We start from the raw sequence: 16,142 nt of genomic DNA, 5'->3' as shown, positions 1-16,142 counted from the left end.
TATGAAGCACAACGGTCTTGTGTATGATTTGTTGCGTGTTAGGTTACTAAATTAGTAAAAAAAAGAGCAAACCATAATTCAGCGCGAGGATTTTCCGAAAGGAAAATCAGAAGCAATGAATTATACACGTTGTTACCAAAAGTTATTTTTTTACTTTTTTAAATCTGTCCCAAATGTTTGTTCCTGTTTTAAATTCATTTTCATTCACTTTTTCCCATTTCCAAGAAATTTCTTTATCAGAAATGACTTTTGCTTGAGCAGGAAATAAATCAATTTCAATTATTTTATCAGAACTGTTGTCAATTTCCAATTCAAGTGTTTCATAACCAATAAATTCAATTTTGTAGTTTGCTTTTGGGCTATTTCTATCGACTAAAAAAACTTTGTTTAGTTCATCAAAGAAGAAGTGTTTGCGGTCAGATGTTCTTATGACATTAGCTGGAATTTCAATACCATTTTCGTCTTTAACTTTAAATTTAAGTTTAATTTCTTTTTCAGATTTCGCTTTAGATTCCGTTATTTTAATTTCACTTTTTGAATCCTGTTCAGCTTTGTCAAAAATCAAGTTTAGTTTTTCATCTTTCAATTCAAATTTTCCACTGCCAATTGCCGAAACTCCTAAACATCCAGAAACGAAATAATCAAATCGATTATTTTCTTTAAAATCAATACACGTTACATCTGATTCACCAAGTGGAATCGAACAATATTTTCCGATTAATTTTTCTTGTGAAAAAGTTGTAATCGTAATCAGAAGCATTATCGTTTGCAGTATGATTTTCATAATTTTTGGTAACGGTTTTGTGTATGAAACGTAGCGTTTAAAAAGACGCTAATTTTTCGGTTTAACACAGAGCCGAATTTTTATATTTTGTTTTTAATTTTCTATCTAAAAGCCAAATTTAAAAATTTGGCGTTCTTCGCAAATAAGCACAAACCTTTCGGTTTAGCACATACTAGCTATGTTTTATACACGGTGTTGGCAAACGTTTTTTTCTTTTTAAATATCAAATATTGAATGAATAACAATACAGTTGATAATAGAATCAGAATATGAGGAGTATAACTAGGCCAAGCATCCAATAATATTTTAACAAGTATGTAAATAGACATCGAATTAAAGACTAAAATCAAAAAAGAAACTATAAATCCGAATAGATTCATTTTCTTTTTAGTCAGATAAACGGTTTCAATAATTTCGAAAAAAGCGATGACAATTGGAATGATTCCATATATTACTATTTCAAAATCCATATTTTAATACATTGCTGCCGTTCCGAGTTCAAACATAATTATTAGTCTTGTATTTTTTTTCAATTCCACGTTTTCTATTTTCTCTTCATTATTTCCGATATAGTTTGTCGATATATTATAAATTCCTGGTTCAACAATTAGACTAAAAAATCCGTTTTCATTAGTTTCAGTTTCAAATTCTCCAATTTTTACTCTTGCTGATGTAGGAAAATCTTTGGTGTCCCTTGAATAAACGAATCCAGAAATTAGACACTTTTCATTCAGGCTCTTGTCAGTTCCATTAAAAACAATCTCCGTTTTTCCCTTTATTTTATATCCGTGTTTTGTTTTTCGGTATGGTCCACAAGAAACAGTTATTATTAAAATCAGAAATGTTAAAACATATTTTTTCATCTTTCTTTTAATGTTTGCCAACGGTCTCGGCTATGGTTTCGTTGCGGAAAAACCCGCAGGATTCTTTCCGCCGTAGCCGAAAGATAGTAAATTTGCGGTTGAATTCCGAGTAGGAATTCAACCGCAATGAATTATAGCCGTTGTTGTATGCAGTTTTTTAATTTCCATTTTTCGATTTCGGTCCTACAATTTGAGTTTCATCTGGTTCCGTAATTGGCTTCTCTAAAACAATTTTTAAGTCTTTAATAACTTTTTCCGCTTTTTCAATATCCACAATTTTTGGAAGTCCAATGTCAATGACGTTTGTCGTATTAGAAATTCTAAATCCGTTTCTGAATTTTTCTTTGATAAAACGATGTCCATTATCGATTGATAAAATTCTTATGAAGGTTTTATTCTCCGATTCATAACGGAATATTCCTTGAGGATGAATGTCAGTCAGAATTACTTTATATCCGATTTCTTCAGAGTTTTGAGTTTTAAATTTAAAAATCAAAGTATTCTTATTTTCGACAAACTCGATATTATACTTGTTTTCTTTGTCGGTCAAATTCTTATAAGATTCAATTAGAGAATCCATTTTCATTTGATCTGTATTTTGACTATTTACATTTCCAATAGTCATTGTGAAAATTGTAAAAAACAATAAAATTTTCAATGTTTTCATCATAGATTACTTTCGTTTCTCAAATTGCATACAACGGTCTTGTATAACAATCAGTTGCGGATTGGTTAAAAACTAAGATAGCTAAAATTACCGCCTTTTATGCTTGCGCGGTTGTGTCCGCAGGACACAAAGCCGCAATTGTTGTTATACGGTGTTGTGTGCTGGCGTTTTTAATAAGTTGATATTTTTCTTGTTCACTATTATTAAATAAAATAGTCAAATGGTCAGCCCAATATGAGTTAGTTCCATCTTCTTTTATTTCAAGTGCTGAAACCCATATTTTCTCAACTCCAAATTCGATTTGCCAAGTTTGAGGAAGTTTGGTATTTGTTTTTTCAGATTTAATAACTCGGTTATTTTTATATTCCTTTGTGATTCCCTCGCTAATGTCCCATAAAACAATAATTTCCGAGATTTCTTTTCCGATAAGTTTTGCCCAATTTTTATTTTCAGTCAGTTTGATTGTTTTAATTCCCTCGCGGATATTTATCTCGTTTAACTTTTCAAAACCAATTCCGTAACAGTAAAATTCATTATCCCATTTTATTTGAATCAGTTCATTATTATCCAGTCTAAAAATCACATTCATATCTACAGAGTGGATATCAGTAGAATGTTCCCAAAATTCAGAATCGGTTTTGTAATCCAACTCTTCATAATAAACTTCAATTATTTTGCGTCCGATAAAAGCCGAATTTATTCTGTGATAATATTTTAATTCTTTATCCATCATTTTTTGTCCGCTTGCACACAACGGTCTTGTATAATTACCCAGCTAAGGGAATTTGGGAAATAAAGATAGTAAAAAGAACTGACTTTGACGCGTGAGCGTCTGTGTCCGCAGGACACAAAACCTTAGTTGGAATTATACGGTGTTGTAGCCAGTTTTTTTCTTTTTAATTTTTCCCCAAGCTAAAACTTTTACTCCTTTCGAATAATGAATTTTGCTTGGTCGTTCGTTTATTAGTTTTTCAAATCTCGGATAATTCAATTCCAATTTTTGTATGTCAATTTCGTTAATCGGCCATTCCAAGTGATGGATTTCAAATTCGTTTATCGAATCGTCTGTGTCTTGAAAAAGAGCATATCTTTCCGTTAACCATTTGTCCAGTTCCGCTTTCTCGTTTAGTTCGTTTCCAATTTTAAACTCAATATTCAGTTTGTCATTAAATTCCGAATTTTGGGATTGATATCTTTCGTCAGTCCGTTTAATATTTGAAAATCTATACGAAAGTTCCGAAATACTTTTTGCGATTTTACACGATAAACTTTTTCCGCCTTCGATACTCAAGAAATAAACACCAGTTTTATTATTTGACTTAACATAAGTCCGAATATTTATTTCATCAAAATCCGATATTGGCGAGAATGAAGGTAAGTTTTTTGGTCTTATTTTTTCCATTGTAAATGCAACAATTGAAATCCAAGGTTTTCCCTTAAAAAGGTCAATTTCCAATTCTTGTGGAACGAATTTTTCCAATTCAGTCAATTCGACTTGATAATGAAGAAATATTGCATTATTCCACTCTTGGTAAAATTTCCAATTCTCAGTTGGAACTTTCCAAGGTCTGTGTTTTGTTGTATTTAATATTTCTCGGATTTTCATTTTGTAAATTGGCTACAACGGTCTCGGCTATGAGTAGTTGCGTGGGTTAGCACTTAACTTAGCAAGTACGCACCAAACTGAAAATCCGCGAGGATTTTCAGAAGTAGGCGAGAACAAGCAATTACTTATAGCCATTGTTGTAAGCAGGTTTTTTTAGTTTCTACAGTCAATCATTATTGTTCCACCTTGGTTGATATAGACTTTATTTACTCGATTATCATCTTCATAATGGTCTGTTAAATCGTCTCGAAGGTTTTCATAAGTTCCGTCTTCTACAACCTCCATTATTTTGACATTAATAAGTCTACCAAACGGCATAACTCTATATTTTCCATCGGTTGTTTTCTTTGAGTATTTTTCTCCTTGCATACCATAACTTTCAAATTTAGTATCTAAAGATTCAACAAAAGTGTCAGTTATTTCATAAAGTTCTCTTTTACTTTGAGAACAACTCATAAAAAGAAGAGCGATAATTATTATTGCTAAATACTTTCTCATTTATGCTATAATTTTTTTAATAAAACATAGTTGCTGTCAAAATCCTCAACTTTTAAAATTTGTTTAGGATTACATAAGCTTTGTCGATATGCAATTTCTGGATTTCCATAATCAACTTTGGTACGGTTAAAACATCCTTGTTTTTTTAGCACGATATAAATTGTTCCGCTTTTTAATTTATCATTAGATAATTCTAAACCACAATTGAAAGGAATGGTTTTAGAATGTGCAAAATCATTTCCATAATCTGCAGTGTTCCCAAGATAAGAACCGTAATCTTCCCAACGTCTAAATTTATAATTTAAAGTTCCTAAAAGTTTTAATTCTCCATTGTTCATTTGATAAACTAAAATTGGTGGAAGTTTAGGATTATTATTGTCTGAAGTTATGGATACTCTAGTCATAATATGACTATTGCCTCTTTCTGCATCTCGCAAGAAATACTTATGTCCATAATCATCAAAGCTCCAACGTTTTCCTTTCCATATTTTATCAAATCTTAATGATAAATCGCCATACTTTACTCTTGTTGTCGGTTTTAGAACCTTATAACCAAGTGCTTTTTTTCTTTCCGCTTCTATTCTTTTTTGTTCAATAATTTTGTCAATTTTTGCGATTTCCTTTGAAGCTATTGATGCATCATTAGTTCCTTTGAAATTATCTACAATTCCTTGGAATTCTATTTTGGCTCCATTCAGATTATTTTCGGAAAGAAGTTTTTTGGCTCTAACAAATCTATTTTCTGCAGTATTTTTTAATTCGGTCAATTCAGCCGTACAATTATTTAATTCCGTTTTGGTTTTTTCAAGTTCAGTTTTCAGTTCCGATAACTGTTTTTTAGTTTCTCCATCAGAGCAACTTAAAACTGACAATATTAAAATTGAATAGATGATTGGTTTTATTTTCATATTAGTTTTGTTGGTTTAACTTGCTTACAACGGTTCGTATAACCGTCAGTTACGGGGTAGTACGCGTTAATATTCGGTTAAGCACTGACGTTAGCAATTCCGAGTGGATTCGGACGTAGTCGAATCCGCCGTAATTGCGGTTATACATTGTTAGCAAACGTTTTTATTTATCGGTTCAATTATTACTTTTTTCATTCCACTTAAAATATTCAATTCCATTAGTTTTCTGATAGCCCAATAAAAAGGGAATAGCAATAATCCCATACATCCATTTGAATAATAGCGAAAACTATTCCCTTCAAAATTTTTATTCCAATAGACTTTTGACATATAATGTTCTCCATTCAAGAAGAAGTCTTTACTCGACCAGCCTTTTTCAAGTGCAGGTTCAAGAAACTCATTCAGCCGTTGCTTTTCCGTTTTGTTAAATTCCGCTTCCCAAAATTCTCCAGACCAACCTTTCGTTTTAGGATTATAGAATTGGACATCTCCGATTTTTTTCCAATCCTCGTCAGGATATATAAAGTCAAATCTTGTCTCGGTCAGATTGTGAGTCAAACTATAAATTCCAATTTCTCCAACTTGAGTTTTATCCTCAATTTTGAAATCAGAAATCGGTTTAAATGTTGATTCTATGTATTCTTTCCAATCTTTCACTCAAATGTTTGCTAACGGTTTTGTATATGATACGTTGCGTGGTTTAGCACGTAATTTAGCAAATAAAAACCGAATAGAAAATCCGCGAGGATTTTCGTAAGTAAGCCTTCACTAGCAATGGATTATATACGTTGTTACCACACGTTTTTATTTTCAATTTCGTAATGATAAGGGTTTTCAGAATCCATTTCTCCATTGTGATAAATTAAAAATTCAGCACGTTTATCATTAAATTCAATCGTTTCAATTCTGTCAATTCCTCTCAAACATTGGTTACTGTCATAAATCAATTCCTTTTCAAAAATCAGTAACTTTGATTTAGTCAGTCGAATTATTTCTCCACAAGCCAAAAATCCTTCTTGGCTAATTTTTATATTCAATTCATCATTTACTTTATACGTTCCTAAATTTTGATTAAAAAACTGGAAGTAGAAGCCAACTAAAATCAATGGAAATAAAATTACAATTGATATTATTTTATTCCTTGTATTCTTATTCGTTGCAAAATAAATAAGACTTGATATTAAAAAAGTCAGACCGATTATTGTGTTCGTATATTGTCCTTTGAATGTAATTCCAACAAGCGATAATAAAATCAAAATCAAGAATATTAAGGTCGTATAAAGCACAATTCGAGCAATAATTTTTTCAGTTTTAGGATATTCTTTTTTAATCAGCTCTGGTATTAAATTCAGTCCAATTAAAATTCCAAAAAATATTAAGATGAATATCATTTTTTTCTCAAATGTGTGGTAACGGTCTCGGCTATGAACAGTTGCGTGGGTTAGCACGGACTTTTGCAAGTACACGACAAACTGAAAATTCCGCAGGAATTTTCAGGATAAGCCTGTAATAGCAATTGTTTATAGCCAATGTTGCCAGTAGTATTTATTTTCGATTATTATTTTTTTCATACTCTTCAAATTCCGCTTGAGTGGCTTTTTCTCCGTTTATGTAATATTCATTTCCAGTATCAGCCCACCAAGTTAATCCGTGTTTTTTTCCGTTTACATAATGGATTTTCCACATTATATTTTTTCCTGCTTTATCGTAAAGAATATGATACCCATTCTGCATTCCATTTTTAAATTCTTTCGTACCTGTTAAAGTTCCGTAGCGATACGATTTTTGAAGTCCAATTATTTTTCCATCTTTGAATTCGTTTAGGCTGTACTCGTCCTTTTCCGGATTCGAAATCAATTTATATTTTCCATTCAAATATTTTCCGTCTTTTTTGGCTTTAATCTGCGTAGTGTCTTTGTTTATTTCAAATTCCAATTCCGAGAAAGACACAGTTTTAATTTCTTGTGAAAATCCTTGGAAAAATCCAAAAACTAAAAGTATGTAAATCAGTTTTTTCATATTACTGGCAACGGTTTTGTGTATGGCTCGTTGCGGAAAATCAGCTATGATTTTCCGCCGTAACCGAAAGATAGTGAATTGCAATGAATTCCGATTAGGAATTCAGCCGCAATGAGCTATACACGTTGTTGTAGCACGTTTTTATTTTTCTATTATTTCAATCAATTTATAATTCAATTCCATCACTTTCATTGTATCAAGAGGTTGCCATCTTGCAACTACGTGATATGTTCTATTCGTACAATCATTTCCATCAGGATTTTTTCCTTCAAGTACCCAAGAAGTTCCATCTAATCCAGTTCGGTCAATGGTTACAGGCAAGCTCCAAAATCCAGAATTTTCCAATAAGTTTTGAAAATCAGTCCATTTTTCTTTAGATATATTACTTTCTGTATTTTTGGTCAGAGTACTATTTTTTCGTTCAATTTGTTCGCCTCCAAATTCTTTAAAAACTAATTTGTAAGAGTCAGAATCTTTATAAATTCGATAAGTTTTTGAAGATTCCCACATTGAGTTGTAAATCATTAATCGATAGCTTTCATTCAATTCCGTTTTTAAGTTCGGCTCTTTTATTTTAGTCAAATAATTATTCCACCATTTTTGTCCGATTGAATCAGATTCCACTTTTGAAATAATACTATCATTTGACTTAATAACTAAAGGGTCAATTCCGCAACCAACTTTGCTTTTACAACTGATGGTTAGTGTTAAAATCGAAATGATAATTATTATTCTATACATTTTCTTAAATGTGCTACAACGGTCTCGGCTATGAGTAGTTGCGTGGGTTAGCACTTAACTTTGCAAGTACGCACCAAACTGAAAATCCTCTCGGATTTTCAGAAGTAGGCGAGGACAAGCAATTACTTATAGCCATTGTTGGCAACTGGTTTTTATTATTCAAACTCGAACCATTTTTTAAGCATATATACTTGGTCAATGGTTTTTCCGTTTTTTATTATTTCTATTTTCAAAAATTCATTTTCGGTTGCGATATACTTTAACTCCATATCTTTCATTCCATTTGTATCATAGAAGGCTCCATATTCGCAATCAAAAGGATTATTCTCGACTTCATTTGTGAATATTGATAATAAAATCATCTTTTCTGAATAAATGTCTTTGTCTTGATATCCGAAAATTCGATGGTCTTTTTTCATATTTGCTGACATCCAAATAGTTCCGTCCTTTTCGATAAAAGCTTTTCCCATATATTGAGAGTCAATTTCCTCAATAATTTTTACCGAACCATTGCAAACATCTCCTTCTTCAGTTCCACTAACCCATTCTTTTAAAGTCTCAATTCTTTTATCGGTTAATTCTTTTAAGTAAACTGCTCTACAAGTTGGATGAATTGAACCATATGTTTTATCTGCGTAATTTGGGAATTTCATTTCCATTTCTGCGTCTCGAAATTGAATCCAGAGCCTTTGTGATTTTTTAAGGCTTTGCACAAAGATTGTGTCCGATTTATATTCAGATAATATGGTTTTATATATTTCATTCAATGTTTTGTCGGACTTGTTAAATTCTGCATATGCTTCTTTATTCATTTCCGCTTGAGTTTGCGAGAAACAACTAAAACTAAATGTCAGAATTATGAATGTAAGTAGGTTTTTCATTGTCTTTTTCAACTTGTTGCCAACGGTATCGGCTATGATTTCGTTGCGGAAAAATCCGCAGGATTCTTTCCGCCGTAGCCGAAAGATAGCAAAATTGCGTTGAATTCCGATTAGGAATTCAACCGCAATGAATTATAGCCAATGTTAGGTATAGTTGTTTTTTATTCAGAACAATATACATATCCAACTTGTCCTCCTAAATATCCTTGTTCGTTTGTTGATAGTCCAAGAAAATATTCAGCACTTAATCTTTCAGAAATTTTGTCAATTGTACATTCGCACAATTTTTCGCTATTTGGTCTTTTTGAGAGAGCATAATTACAAATGTCTAAAAATTGCTTTTTTTCACTTTCAGTCCAAGGAATATCATTTTGACTTTTTATATAAATATCCCATAATTTAAAAGCATCTGGTCGTCCTTTGCTTTCAGCTTTCAATTTACTCGCAACAGTTGAGTATTCCAAAAATGATGGACATAGTTCGTGAAGTTTTCTTGAAATATTTTCTTCTTTTTCAGAATCGTAATTCACAAGTTTAATTTGAACGGTTTTTATGTAAATCATTCGGTTACTTTGATAACTGTTGTTTTTAGAATATTGTTTTGAGAATTCATCGCATAATTCTAAAGCTATTTCCTTGTCAGTTTTTGTGTCTTTTTGTTGAGCACAACTCAAGCTTGTTATCAAAAGAAAAAATATTAATGTGTGTTTCATATCAATTATACCTAACGGTCTCGGCTATGAACAGTTGCGTGGGTTAGCATGGACTTTTGCAAGTACACGATAAGCTGAAAATTCCGCAGGAATTTTCAAGATAAGCCTGTAATAGCAATTGTTTATAGCCATTGTTGCCAGTAGTTTTTATTCATATTTATTTTTCAAATTCTTGTCGTCATTCAGATATGCAATGAGGATATTAGTTAATTCTTCGGCAGTTTTTGGGTCATTCTTCATAACTAACATTTTTCCGTTTTCATCCCAAGTCGAAGTTAGTCCTGGTGGTGTAATTCCGTCATCTTTGAGTAAGCCCAAAACACCAATCATTTCGCCAATATTTCTCTCAATATAAACCATATGATAATTGTTCCAATTGATTTTGTTCATAATAGTTTTTATCTGTTCTTCATTCACGTTTTCAATTATTGTATCTGTTTTACTCCCATAATCAGAGAAAACAACCAAGTTTTTTTGTCCGTTTTCAAAGTTCTTTGTTGTGTTTATATCTCCGCAAGATTGAAGTCCAATTAAAATCAGAATTGATTGAAAAATTCTCGAAATCTTTTTTATCATAATTGGTTTTTAAATTACTGGCAACGGTCTAGTGTATGATTTCGTTGCGTGTTTAAGCACTAAAGTTAGCAAATAAATCACGAATAGAAAATCCGCGAGGATTTTCGTAAGTAGGCTCTCACTAGCAATGAGTTATACACGTTGTTGTGTGATGGCGTTATTTCTTATTCGTCCATTCATTAATCAGATTTCGGTAAGTTTCTCCGATTGGTAAATATTCTCCGTTTGTCATTTGTATTCGGTAGCCCTCAATAATTTTCATTTTGTTTAGTGGAATTATGTATGAGCGATGAATACGGACAAACTTATTTTTAGGTAGTTTTTCTAAAATATCTTTCATATTTTCCAATATGATGAGTTTGTCTGTGTCTGTGTGTATGCGAATATAGTCTCTAAGCCCCTCAATATACAAAATAGAATTTGTGACGATTTTGTAATGTTTTCGGTCTGCTTTGACAAATAAAAAATCTTCTGTTTTTGAGTTCTGAAAAGTTTCCTGCCAACGCTTATATTTTTCTACACTTTGATAAAAACGATTAAATGTAATAGGTTTCAATAGAAAGTCTATAACGTGAAACTGATAAGTGTCCAAAGCGTATTCAGAATAGGCAGAAGTGATAATGAAATTATGTTTTTGGTTGAATAATTGCATTAATTCAATTCCTGTCAGTTGTGGCATTTGAATATCAAGAAATATTAAATCAACTGTTTTGTTATTTAAAATCTCAATGGCTTTAAACACGTCGCTACCTGCAAACAAAACATTTAGTTTGGAAATTTTTGAAGCATAATCAGCAATAAGTTTTACGGCTAAAGGTTCATCGTCTAATATAATGCAATTAATTTTCATCTAAAACATATTTGAAGTTTAGCTATAAATCTGTTGTTTTGATTTGTAAGGTTTAGTGAATGACAGTTGGGATAATAAATTTCTAAACGTTTCCGTAAGTTGTCCAAACCAATTCCTCCTAATTTATCTTTTTTTTGAGTTCCGATTTCGTTTTGTGATATAAAAATTAGTTTTTGAGTGCTTACTTTAAGTTGAATTTCTATTGGTTTTTCGTTAGAAGCTATTCCGTGTTTATGTGCATTTTCGACTAAAGGCGATAAAATATAAGGTGGAATTTCAATATTTTCATTTTCGATTTCAGTATGAAAATGGATAAATGCGTGTTCTTGATGACGTAGCTGCTCCAATTCAATATAGGCTTGTATATAGTTGATTTCGTCCTGTAGTTTTATCTTTTCCTTTTGAGTTTCATACGTTGTAAATCGCATAATTTGACTTAATTTTTCGATGGCAGGTAATGATTTTTCGGATTTAAAATAAACCATCGAATAAATATTGTTTAAGGTATTAAACACAAAATGAGGATTTATTTGCGCTTTTAAAAATTTGATTTCGGTGTTTTTATTTTCTCCCAAAATAATTTTGTTGTATTCCAAAAGCCTTATCATAAATACAATAAGCCAAAATATTGTACTCAACAAAATGGGTTTGACAGCAAAATACAAATTGTCATATACATAATAGGCAATATTGTGGTTGTAATAGTTTTGTTTATCAAAAAGTAAAAGTGAAATAAATTGCTCTATAAAATATCGGAAACCAATAAAAAACAACAATAAAACTATTAATCCTGAACTTGATTTCTTCCAATCGAATGGTTTAAAAACCTTTGGTAATACGACAAGGTAATTTACATAAAATGTAGCCATATTCACGACCAATGAAGTCCAAGGAAATAACCCTTTTTTGAAAGAAACCGCTCCGTTTATATCCATTGAGGTCATATTAAAATACAACCAAATTATCCAAAAGGCAATATGAAATATGATTTCTTTTTTAACGGTAAGTGTTCCCTTAATCATCAGAATTAAATTTCTGTAAAATTAGATATATAAATACAAACTTGTTTTTTTGTTTGTAGATGATTCAAAAGGGTTTGTCGAAAAAGTTTAATACTGGAAATAATTTTGAAGAGTTTTGATGTATTAAAATTTAAAAACAATGAAAAAGTACATTTTATCATTGGCCTGTTATTTAACAATGTTTACAGGGTTTGCACAAAGTTTTTCTAACCCTGATTCTATTTTGGTTGGAAACAAAAAGTTGCCCAAGGTCTTACTTGTCGGAAGTTGGCATTTCAGTTATTATGGATTGGATGCTCATAAAACGGATGAAGAAAAAAAAGTCAATATTTACTCTAAAAAAAGACAGACAGAACTGAAAGAATTACTTGATTATCTTGCAGAATTTATGCCTACCAAAATTGTAGTCGAGTCAGGAAGAAATACGGGGTATTTAATCAATAATTTAAAAAGATATAAAAAAGGTGAAGAAGCATTATATGCTAGTGAAAGAAGTCAAATCGGAATGCGATTGGTCGATAGATTTCAGTTGGACACTATTTATGGTGTGGATGCTTATCCTCTTATTCTAGAATTACGAGACCATAAAGATTCACTTTCTCCAAAAACTTACATTGATGAAATTTTAGAAAAACATCATTTCGGTGGCGATGATGATATTCATAAACGATACAATCAGCTATATGAACATCAAGATGAAATGAGAACTAAACATACGTTGCTTGAAAGTTTTAAATATCTCAATTCTGCAAAAGTTATTGACAGATATTTTGGTTCATACATTGAAGGCGGACAATTTGATTCTGAAAACTTTGAAGGTGCTGATGCTCTTTCTATGTTTTGGATAAACAGAAATTTAAGGATTTACCGAAATATTCAGAAAATAGGTTTTGACGAGAACGACAGAATATTGATTTTATTTGGTACGGCACACATTCCGTTGCTTAAATTTTTCTTTCAAAGTTCTCCGTTATATGAGTTAGTCGATTTTGAAGATGTAGGGGAATAATTTTCGGAAATATTATTTTTATGACGTTCGTTCTTACGCTTGCACACAACGTGTTTGTGTATGGCACGTTGCGGGAAATCAGCTATGATTTTCCGCTGTAACCGAAAGATAGCAAATTGCAATGAATTCCGATTAGGAATTCAGCCGCAATGAGCTATACACGTTGTTGTAGCACGTTATTTTTTGTTTTTATACAGTTCAATCGCTTTTAAATAATTCATTCCGCCACTCTTTGTTTGGTCATTCAAAAATCCATTCAATTCAGGTTGATTCTCCGTAATCCAATTTACAAGTTCATCCCTGTTTTTAACAAATTCTTCAACGTTAAACGAAGCGGAAGTTCTATTGATATTCTTTATTTTATTGCCCTCAAATTGTATGATTTCGTCCGTAACAATAGGTTCGTGATGAAGAAAGGAAATTCGCTTGTCCGTTTTTGAAATTTTAGCTTTTACAATTCCATTTTCTTTTTCGATTTTGAGTATTTCGTAAGTTGGTTGGAATACAGAGTCCCATTTTACCCATTCAGCGTATTCATTTCCGCTATATTTTTGTTCAAATCCGTCGTCAATGGTCGTAAATTTTTCGGTTATTAATTCCGTCGTTTTTAAAGGATTTGAATTGTCAATCGCAATGTAGAATTCTTTAGCAATTTCCAATTTGTCAATTTCCTTTCCTGAATTTTTACAGGAAATAATTCCGATTGTTATGAGTAATAAAAGAACTGTGAATTTATTCATTTTATGTTTGGTTGGTCATTATATTCGATGTACGATTCTTGACAGGCATAAAGTGAATAATCGTCTTCATTTTCATTCGGTTGACTATGTTTAGATTCTATAGATTGATATAATGAAAAAACATAGGTTTTATCAATTTCCATTCCGTCAATTTTGCTTTTACAGTAATCCAAAGAGTATTTCCATTCCGATGCGCCATAAATTTCAAAAGTTTTTCTTTTTTCTTGTCCTTTTATTATTTCCAGAACTTCTACAAGAATTGAATGTCCGAAATACTCAGTTTCATCAATTTCATTTTTAGAAACGGATTGCTTCTGTCGGTTGTAATAATTGTGTTTTAAAACTTTTGCTTTAATTACCAATTCACTGTCTTTACTCGCAGATATAAAAGTCCGATACTTTCCACAACTACAAGCGAATGACATTTGGAATGTCAAAAGAATTATTAATATGCTTAAAGTTTGTTTCATTATGTTTTACAACGGTCTCGGCTATGAGTAGTTGCGTGGTTTAGCACTTAACTTTGCAAGTACACACCAAACTGAAAATCCGCGAGGATTTTCAGAAGTAGGCGAGAACAAGCAATTACTTATAGCCATTGTTGTGCAACGTTATTTTACACTTTTCTTATTCTGTCTAAAGGTATTTCCATCATTTCTTCCATATCAATTTCTTTTGGCAAATCTTCATTCGGATTTAGAGATACACTTATATAGATTGGCTCTCCTTTTTCGTGGAAATAAAAATCATTAACGTCAACTCCTGTTACAATTCCCTCGATTTGGTATTCATTGTCTTCACCTTCAATTGTAGCGACAACTTTTTGGTTTATCAAATTATTTAATGCACTCATTTATAAATTATTTAAGTTCAATACCGTCAACGTAAATTTTGTCAAATTCAGCCGTTTTGGGTTTGATTATCTCGTTAATATACTTTTTCATATCAAAATCCAAAAGCTCACTTTCCGATACTTGATATAGTGGATGTCTTGGATGTCCTTTTTTAGTTGTGTTTTTTATTATTTTCCAATTTAAGTTTAGGTCACTTAATTTCATAAATAAATCGGCTAAACAATAAGGTAGATAATTTCGGATTTCAATCAAATCGCCATAAGCAACCCAAATTGTATCAATTCCTAAATGCTTAATTGATTGTCGAATAGTTCCGCTGTTCTTAATTCGTTTGTCATTGTTAAGTTCAGCGTCCAAATCGTTTGGGTCAGTTGCTCTTTGTGGATAAACATTATACATAATCCAACCATCAAACCCATTAAATTCCGACACACGCTTTACTTTTTTGAGAGTTGGGTCGAGTGAATTCGGTTCCGCTGTACTTGGGTTAATCCCAATACACGCAACAATATTTTTTCCGTTTTCGCCTAAAATATATCTTTCAGTATTTTCTTCGTTATTTAGGTAAATCCATTCAATTTTTGAACTATTCATTTAGTTGGTTTTAATGTTGCACAACGGTTTTGTGTATGTTTCAGTTGCGTGGTTTAAGCACTAAATTTAGCAAATAATTACTAAATGGAAAATCCGTGAGGATTTTCCAAAGTAGCCTAGAAGCTAGCAATTGAATATACACGTTGTTCTACGCAGTTTTTTATTCCACTTAATTTTTTGTTCAGTTTTCAATTCCGTAAACTTGCTAAATTCCGCAAGTGTAAATTCTTTTTTCAGTTCAATTTTACGCAACTTTTATAAATTCCGTCTGAGTAACAATTCCGCAATATTAAATTCAGCGTTCAGTTCCGCTTTAGAGTTATTTATTCAGTCGTTTTTAATTCCGTTCTGTTAAAATTCGGTTGAAACTTTCTCGGTTCTTTCGTTACAAACTTTTTTCTCAATTGAAAATAGAAGACTGAACCTAAAACTGGAAAAAATAGAACAGCTAAAAGCCAAATTGTATTCATATTCGGACTTTTAAATCTCGACCTTGTTATGTCAATAATTGCCCAAAACCATAATATAATGGTCAAAATAACAAATCCGAGAATCAATGTTGTTTCCATAATTTTATATTTTATTAATCAATTTTCTGTTCAGCACAATGCTTGTATCAAATTGCGTAGAACGTTTAGTATATGGCAAGTAGGGCAGTAGAAAGCGATGAACTTTCAATTTCGCACTGAGCCAAAACGTTGTATTTTGTTTTTATCTTATTCATTTTAAAAGCCAAATCAACGATTTGGCGGTGTTTCAAATAACCACGGGACTTTCGTGAATTACCAAACGCCCTATTTGCTATATACCGTGTTAC

General features: G+C 31.5%; 22 protein-coding genes. 1 reads left to right on the top strand and 21 read right to left on the bottom strand.

All coding sequences use genetic code 11. The features are described from left to right. Positions 1-142 precede the first annotated feature (142 nt). From R3L15_RS09765 to R3L15_RS09690, 16 genes are all read right to left on the bottom strand, one after another. A complete protein-coding gene (locus R3L15_RS09765; protein WP_338731407.1) occupies positions 143-784 on the bottom strand; it encodes a hypothetical protein in 642 nt (213 codons plus the stop codon). Between the two features lie 473 nt (positions 785-1,257). Further along, positions 1,258-1,647, bottom strand: a complete 390-nt coding sequence (locus R3L15_RS09760) for a hypothetical protein (RefSeq protein ID WP_338731406.1) — start codon at positions 1,645-1,647, stop codon at positions 1,258-1,260. A gap of 157 nt (positions 1,648-1,804) precedes the next feature. Beyond that, positions 1,805-2,317, bottom strand: coding sequence for a hypothetical protein (locus R3L15_RS09755; RefSeq protein WP_338731405.1), 513 nt, complete (start codon positions 2,315-2,317; stop codon positions 1,805-1,807). 94 nt (positions 2,318-2,411) lie between these two features. Then, positions 2,412-3,047, bottom strand: a complete 636-nt coding sequence (locus R3L15_RS09750) for a hypothetical protein (protein WP_338731365.1) — start codon at positions 3,045-3,047, stop codon at positions 2,412-2,414. Positions 3,048-3,179: 132 nt separating this feature from the next. Next, complete coding sequence (locus R3L15_RS09745; RefSeq protein ID WP_338731404.1) at positions 3,180-3,920, bottom strand: DUF2071 domain-containing protein; 741 nt, start codon at positions 3,918-3,920, stop codon at positions 3,180-3,182. A 153-nt stretch (positions 3,921-4,073) separates the two neighbouring features. Further along, positions 4,074-4,376, bottom strand: coding sequence for a hypothetical protein (locus R3L15_RS09740; protein WP_338731403.1), 303 nt, complete (start codon positions 4,374-4,376; stop codon positions 4,074-4,076). Positions 4,377-4,423: 47 nt separating this feature from the next. After that, complete coding sequence (locus R3L15_RS09735) at positions 4,424-5,326, bottom strand: hypothetical protein (RefSeq protein WP_338731402.1); 903 nt, start codon at positions 5,324-5,326, stop codon at positions 4,424-4,426. A 150-nt stretch (positions 5,327-5,476) separates the two neighbouring features. Then, on the bottom strand, positions 5,477-5,983 hold the full coding sequence (locus R3L15_RS09730; protein ID WP_338731372.1) for a hypothetical protein: 507 nt from the start codon (positions 5,981-5,983) through the stop codon (positions 5,477-5,479). A gap of 134 nt (positions 5,984-6,117) precedes the next feature. After that, positions 6,118-6,717, bottom strand: coding sequence for a hypothetical protein (locus tag R3L15_RS09725; protein ID WP_338731401.1), 600 nt, complete (start codon positions 6,715-6,717; stop codon positions 6,118-6,120). A 154-nt stretch (positions 6,718-6,871) separates the two neighbouring features. Further along, a complete protein-coding gene (locus R3L15_RS09720; RefSeq protein ID WP_338731400.1) occupies positions 6,872-7,345 on the bottom strand; it encodes a hypothetical protein in 474 nt (157 codons plus the stop codon). A gap of 141 nt (positions 7,346-7,486) precedes the next feature. Further along, positions 7,487-8,086 (bottom strand): hypothetical protein, encoded by a 600-nt coding sequence (locus R3L15_RS09715; RefSeq protein ID WP_338731399.1) that lies wholly within the window; start codon positions 8,084-8,086, stop codon positions 7,487-7,489. Between the two features lie 155 nt (positions 8,087-8,241). Further along, on the bottom strand, positions 8,242-8,967 hold the full coding sequence (locus R3L15_RS09710; RefSeq protein WP_338731398.1) for a lysozyme inhibitor LprI family protein: 726 nt from the start codon (positions 8,965-8,967) through the stop codon (positions 8,242-8,244). 161 nt (positions 8,968-9,128) lie between these two features. Continuing rightward, on the bottom strand, positions 9,129-9,641 hold the full coding sequence (locus R3L15_RS09705) for a hypothetical protein (RefSeq protein WP_338731397.1): 513 nt from the start codon (positions 9,639-9,641) through the stop codon (positions 9,129-9,131). Positions 9,642-9,827: 186 nt separating this feature from the next. After that, the gene (locus tag R3L15_RS09700; protein WP_338731396.1) at positions 9,828-10,256 is read right to left on the bottom strand and encodes a hypothetical protein; all 429 of its coding nucleotides are present in this window, start codon (positions 10,254-10,256) and stop codon (positions 9,828-9,830) included. A 157-nt stretch (positions 10,257-10,413) separates the two neighbouring features. Then, positions 10,414-11,106, bottom strand: coding sequence for a LytTR family DNA-binding domain-containing protein (locus R3L15_RS09695; RefSeq protein ID WP_338731395.1), 693 nt, complete (start codon positions 11,104-11,106; stop codon positions 10,414-10,416). Further along, entirely contained in the window at positions 11,103-12,128 is a 1,026-nt protein-coding gene (locus tag R3L15_RS09690) for a histidine kinase (protein ID WP_338731394.1), read from the bottom strand. Before R3L15_RS09690 ends, R3L15_RS09695 begins: the two co-directional genes overlap by 4 nt. Positions 12,129-12,267: 139 nt before the next feature. Between R3L15_RS09690 and R3L15_RS09685 the strand changes: the two genes are divergently transcribed. Then, entirely contained in the window at positions 12,268-13,137 is an 870-nt protein-coding gene (locus R3L15_RS09685) for a DUF5694 domain-containing protein (protein WP_338731392.1), read from the top strand. A gap of 176 nt (positions 13,138-13,313) precedes the next feature. On the opposite strand, the gene R3L15_RS09680 is transcribed toward R3L15_RS09685, so the two are convergent. From R3L15_RS09680 to R3L15_RS09660, 5 genes are all read right to left on the bottom strand, one after another. Beyond that, the gene (locus R3L15_RS09680) at positions 13,314-13,877 is read right to left on the bottom strand and encodes a hypothetical protein (RefSeq protein WP_338731391.1); all 564 of its coding nucleotides are present in this window, start codon (positions 13,875-13,877) and stop codon (positions 13,314-13,316) included. Further along, complete coding sequence (locus tag R3L15_RS09675) at positions 13,874-14,302, bottom strand: hypothetical protein (protein WP_338731390.1); 429 nt, start codon at positions 14,300-14,302, stop codon at positions 13,874-13,876. The genes R3L15_RS09680 and R3L15_RS09675 overlap by 4 nt, the downstream gene beginning before the upstream one ends. Positions 14,303-14,493: 191 nt before the next feature. Continuing rightward, a complete protein-coding gene (locus R3L15_RS09670) occupies positions 14,494-14,730 on the bottom strand; it encodes a hypothetical protein (protein WP_338731389.1) in 237 nt (78 codons plus the stop codon). A 7-nt stretch (positions 14,731-14,737) separates the two neighbouring features. Then, positions 14,738-15,325, bottom strand: a complete 588-nt coding sequence (locus R3L15_RS09665) for a DUF1643 domain-containing protein (protein ID WP_338731388.1) — start codon at positions 15,323-15,325, stop codon at positions 14,738-14,740. A gap of 323 nt (positions 15,326-15,648) precedes the next feature. Then, positions 15,649-15,894, bottom strand: a complete 246-nt coding sequence (locus R3L15_RS09660; protein ID WP_338731387.1) for a PLD nuclease N-terminal domain-containing protein — start codon at positions 15,892-15,894, stop codon at positions 15,649-15,651. Positions 15,895-16,142 lie beyond the last annotated feature (248 nt).

Source organism: Mangrovimonas cancribranchiae, assembly GCF_037126245.1.
GTDB lineage: Bacteria > Bacteroidota > Bacteroidia > Flavobacteriales > Flavobacteriaceae > Mangrovimonas > Mangrovimonas cancribranchiae.
This window is presented reverse-complemented; position numbering and strand designations above follow the sequence as displayed.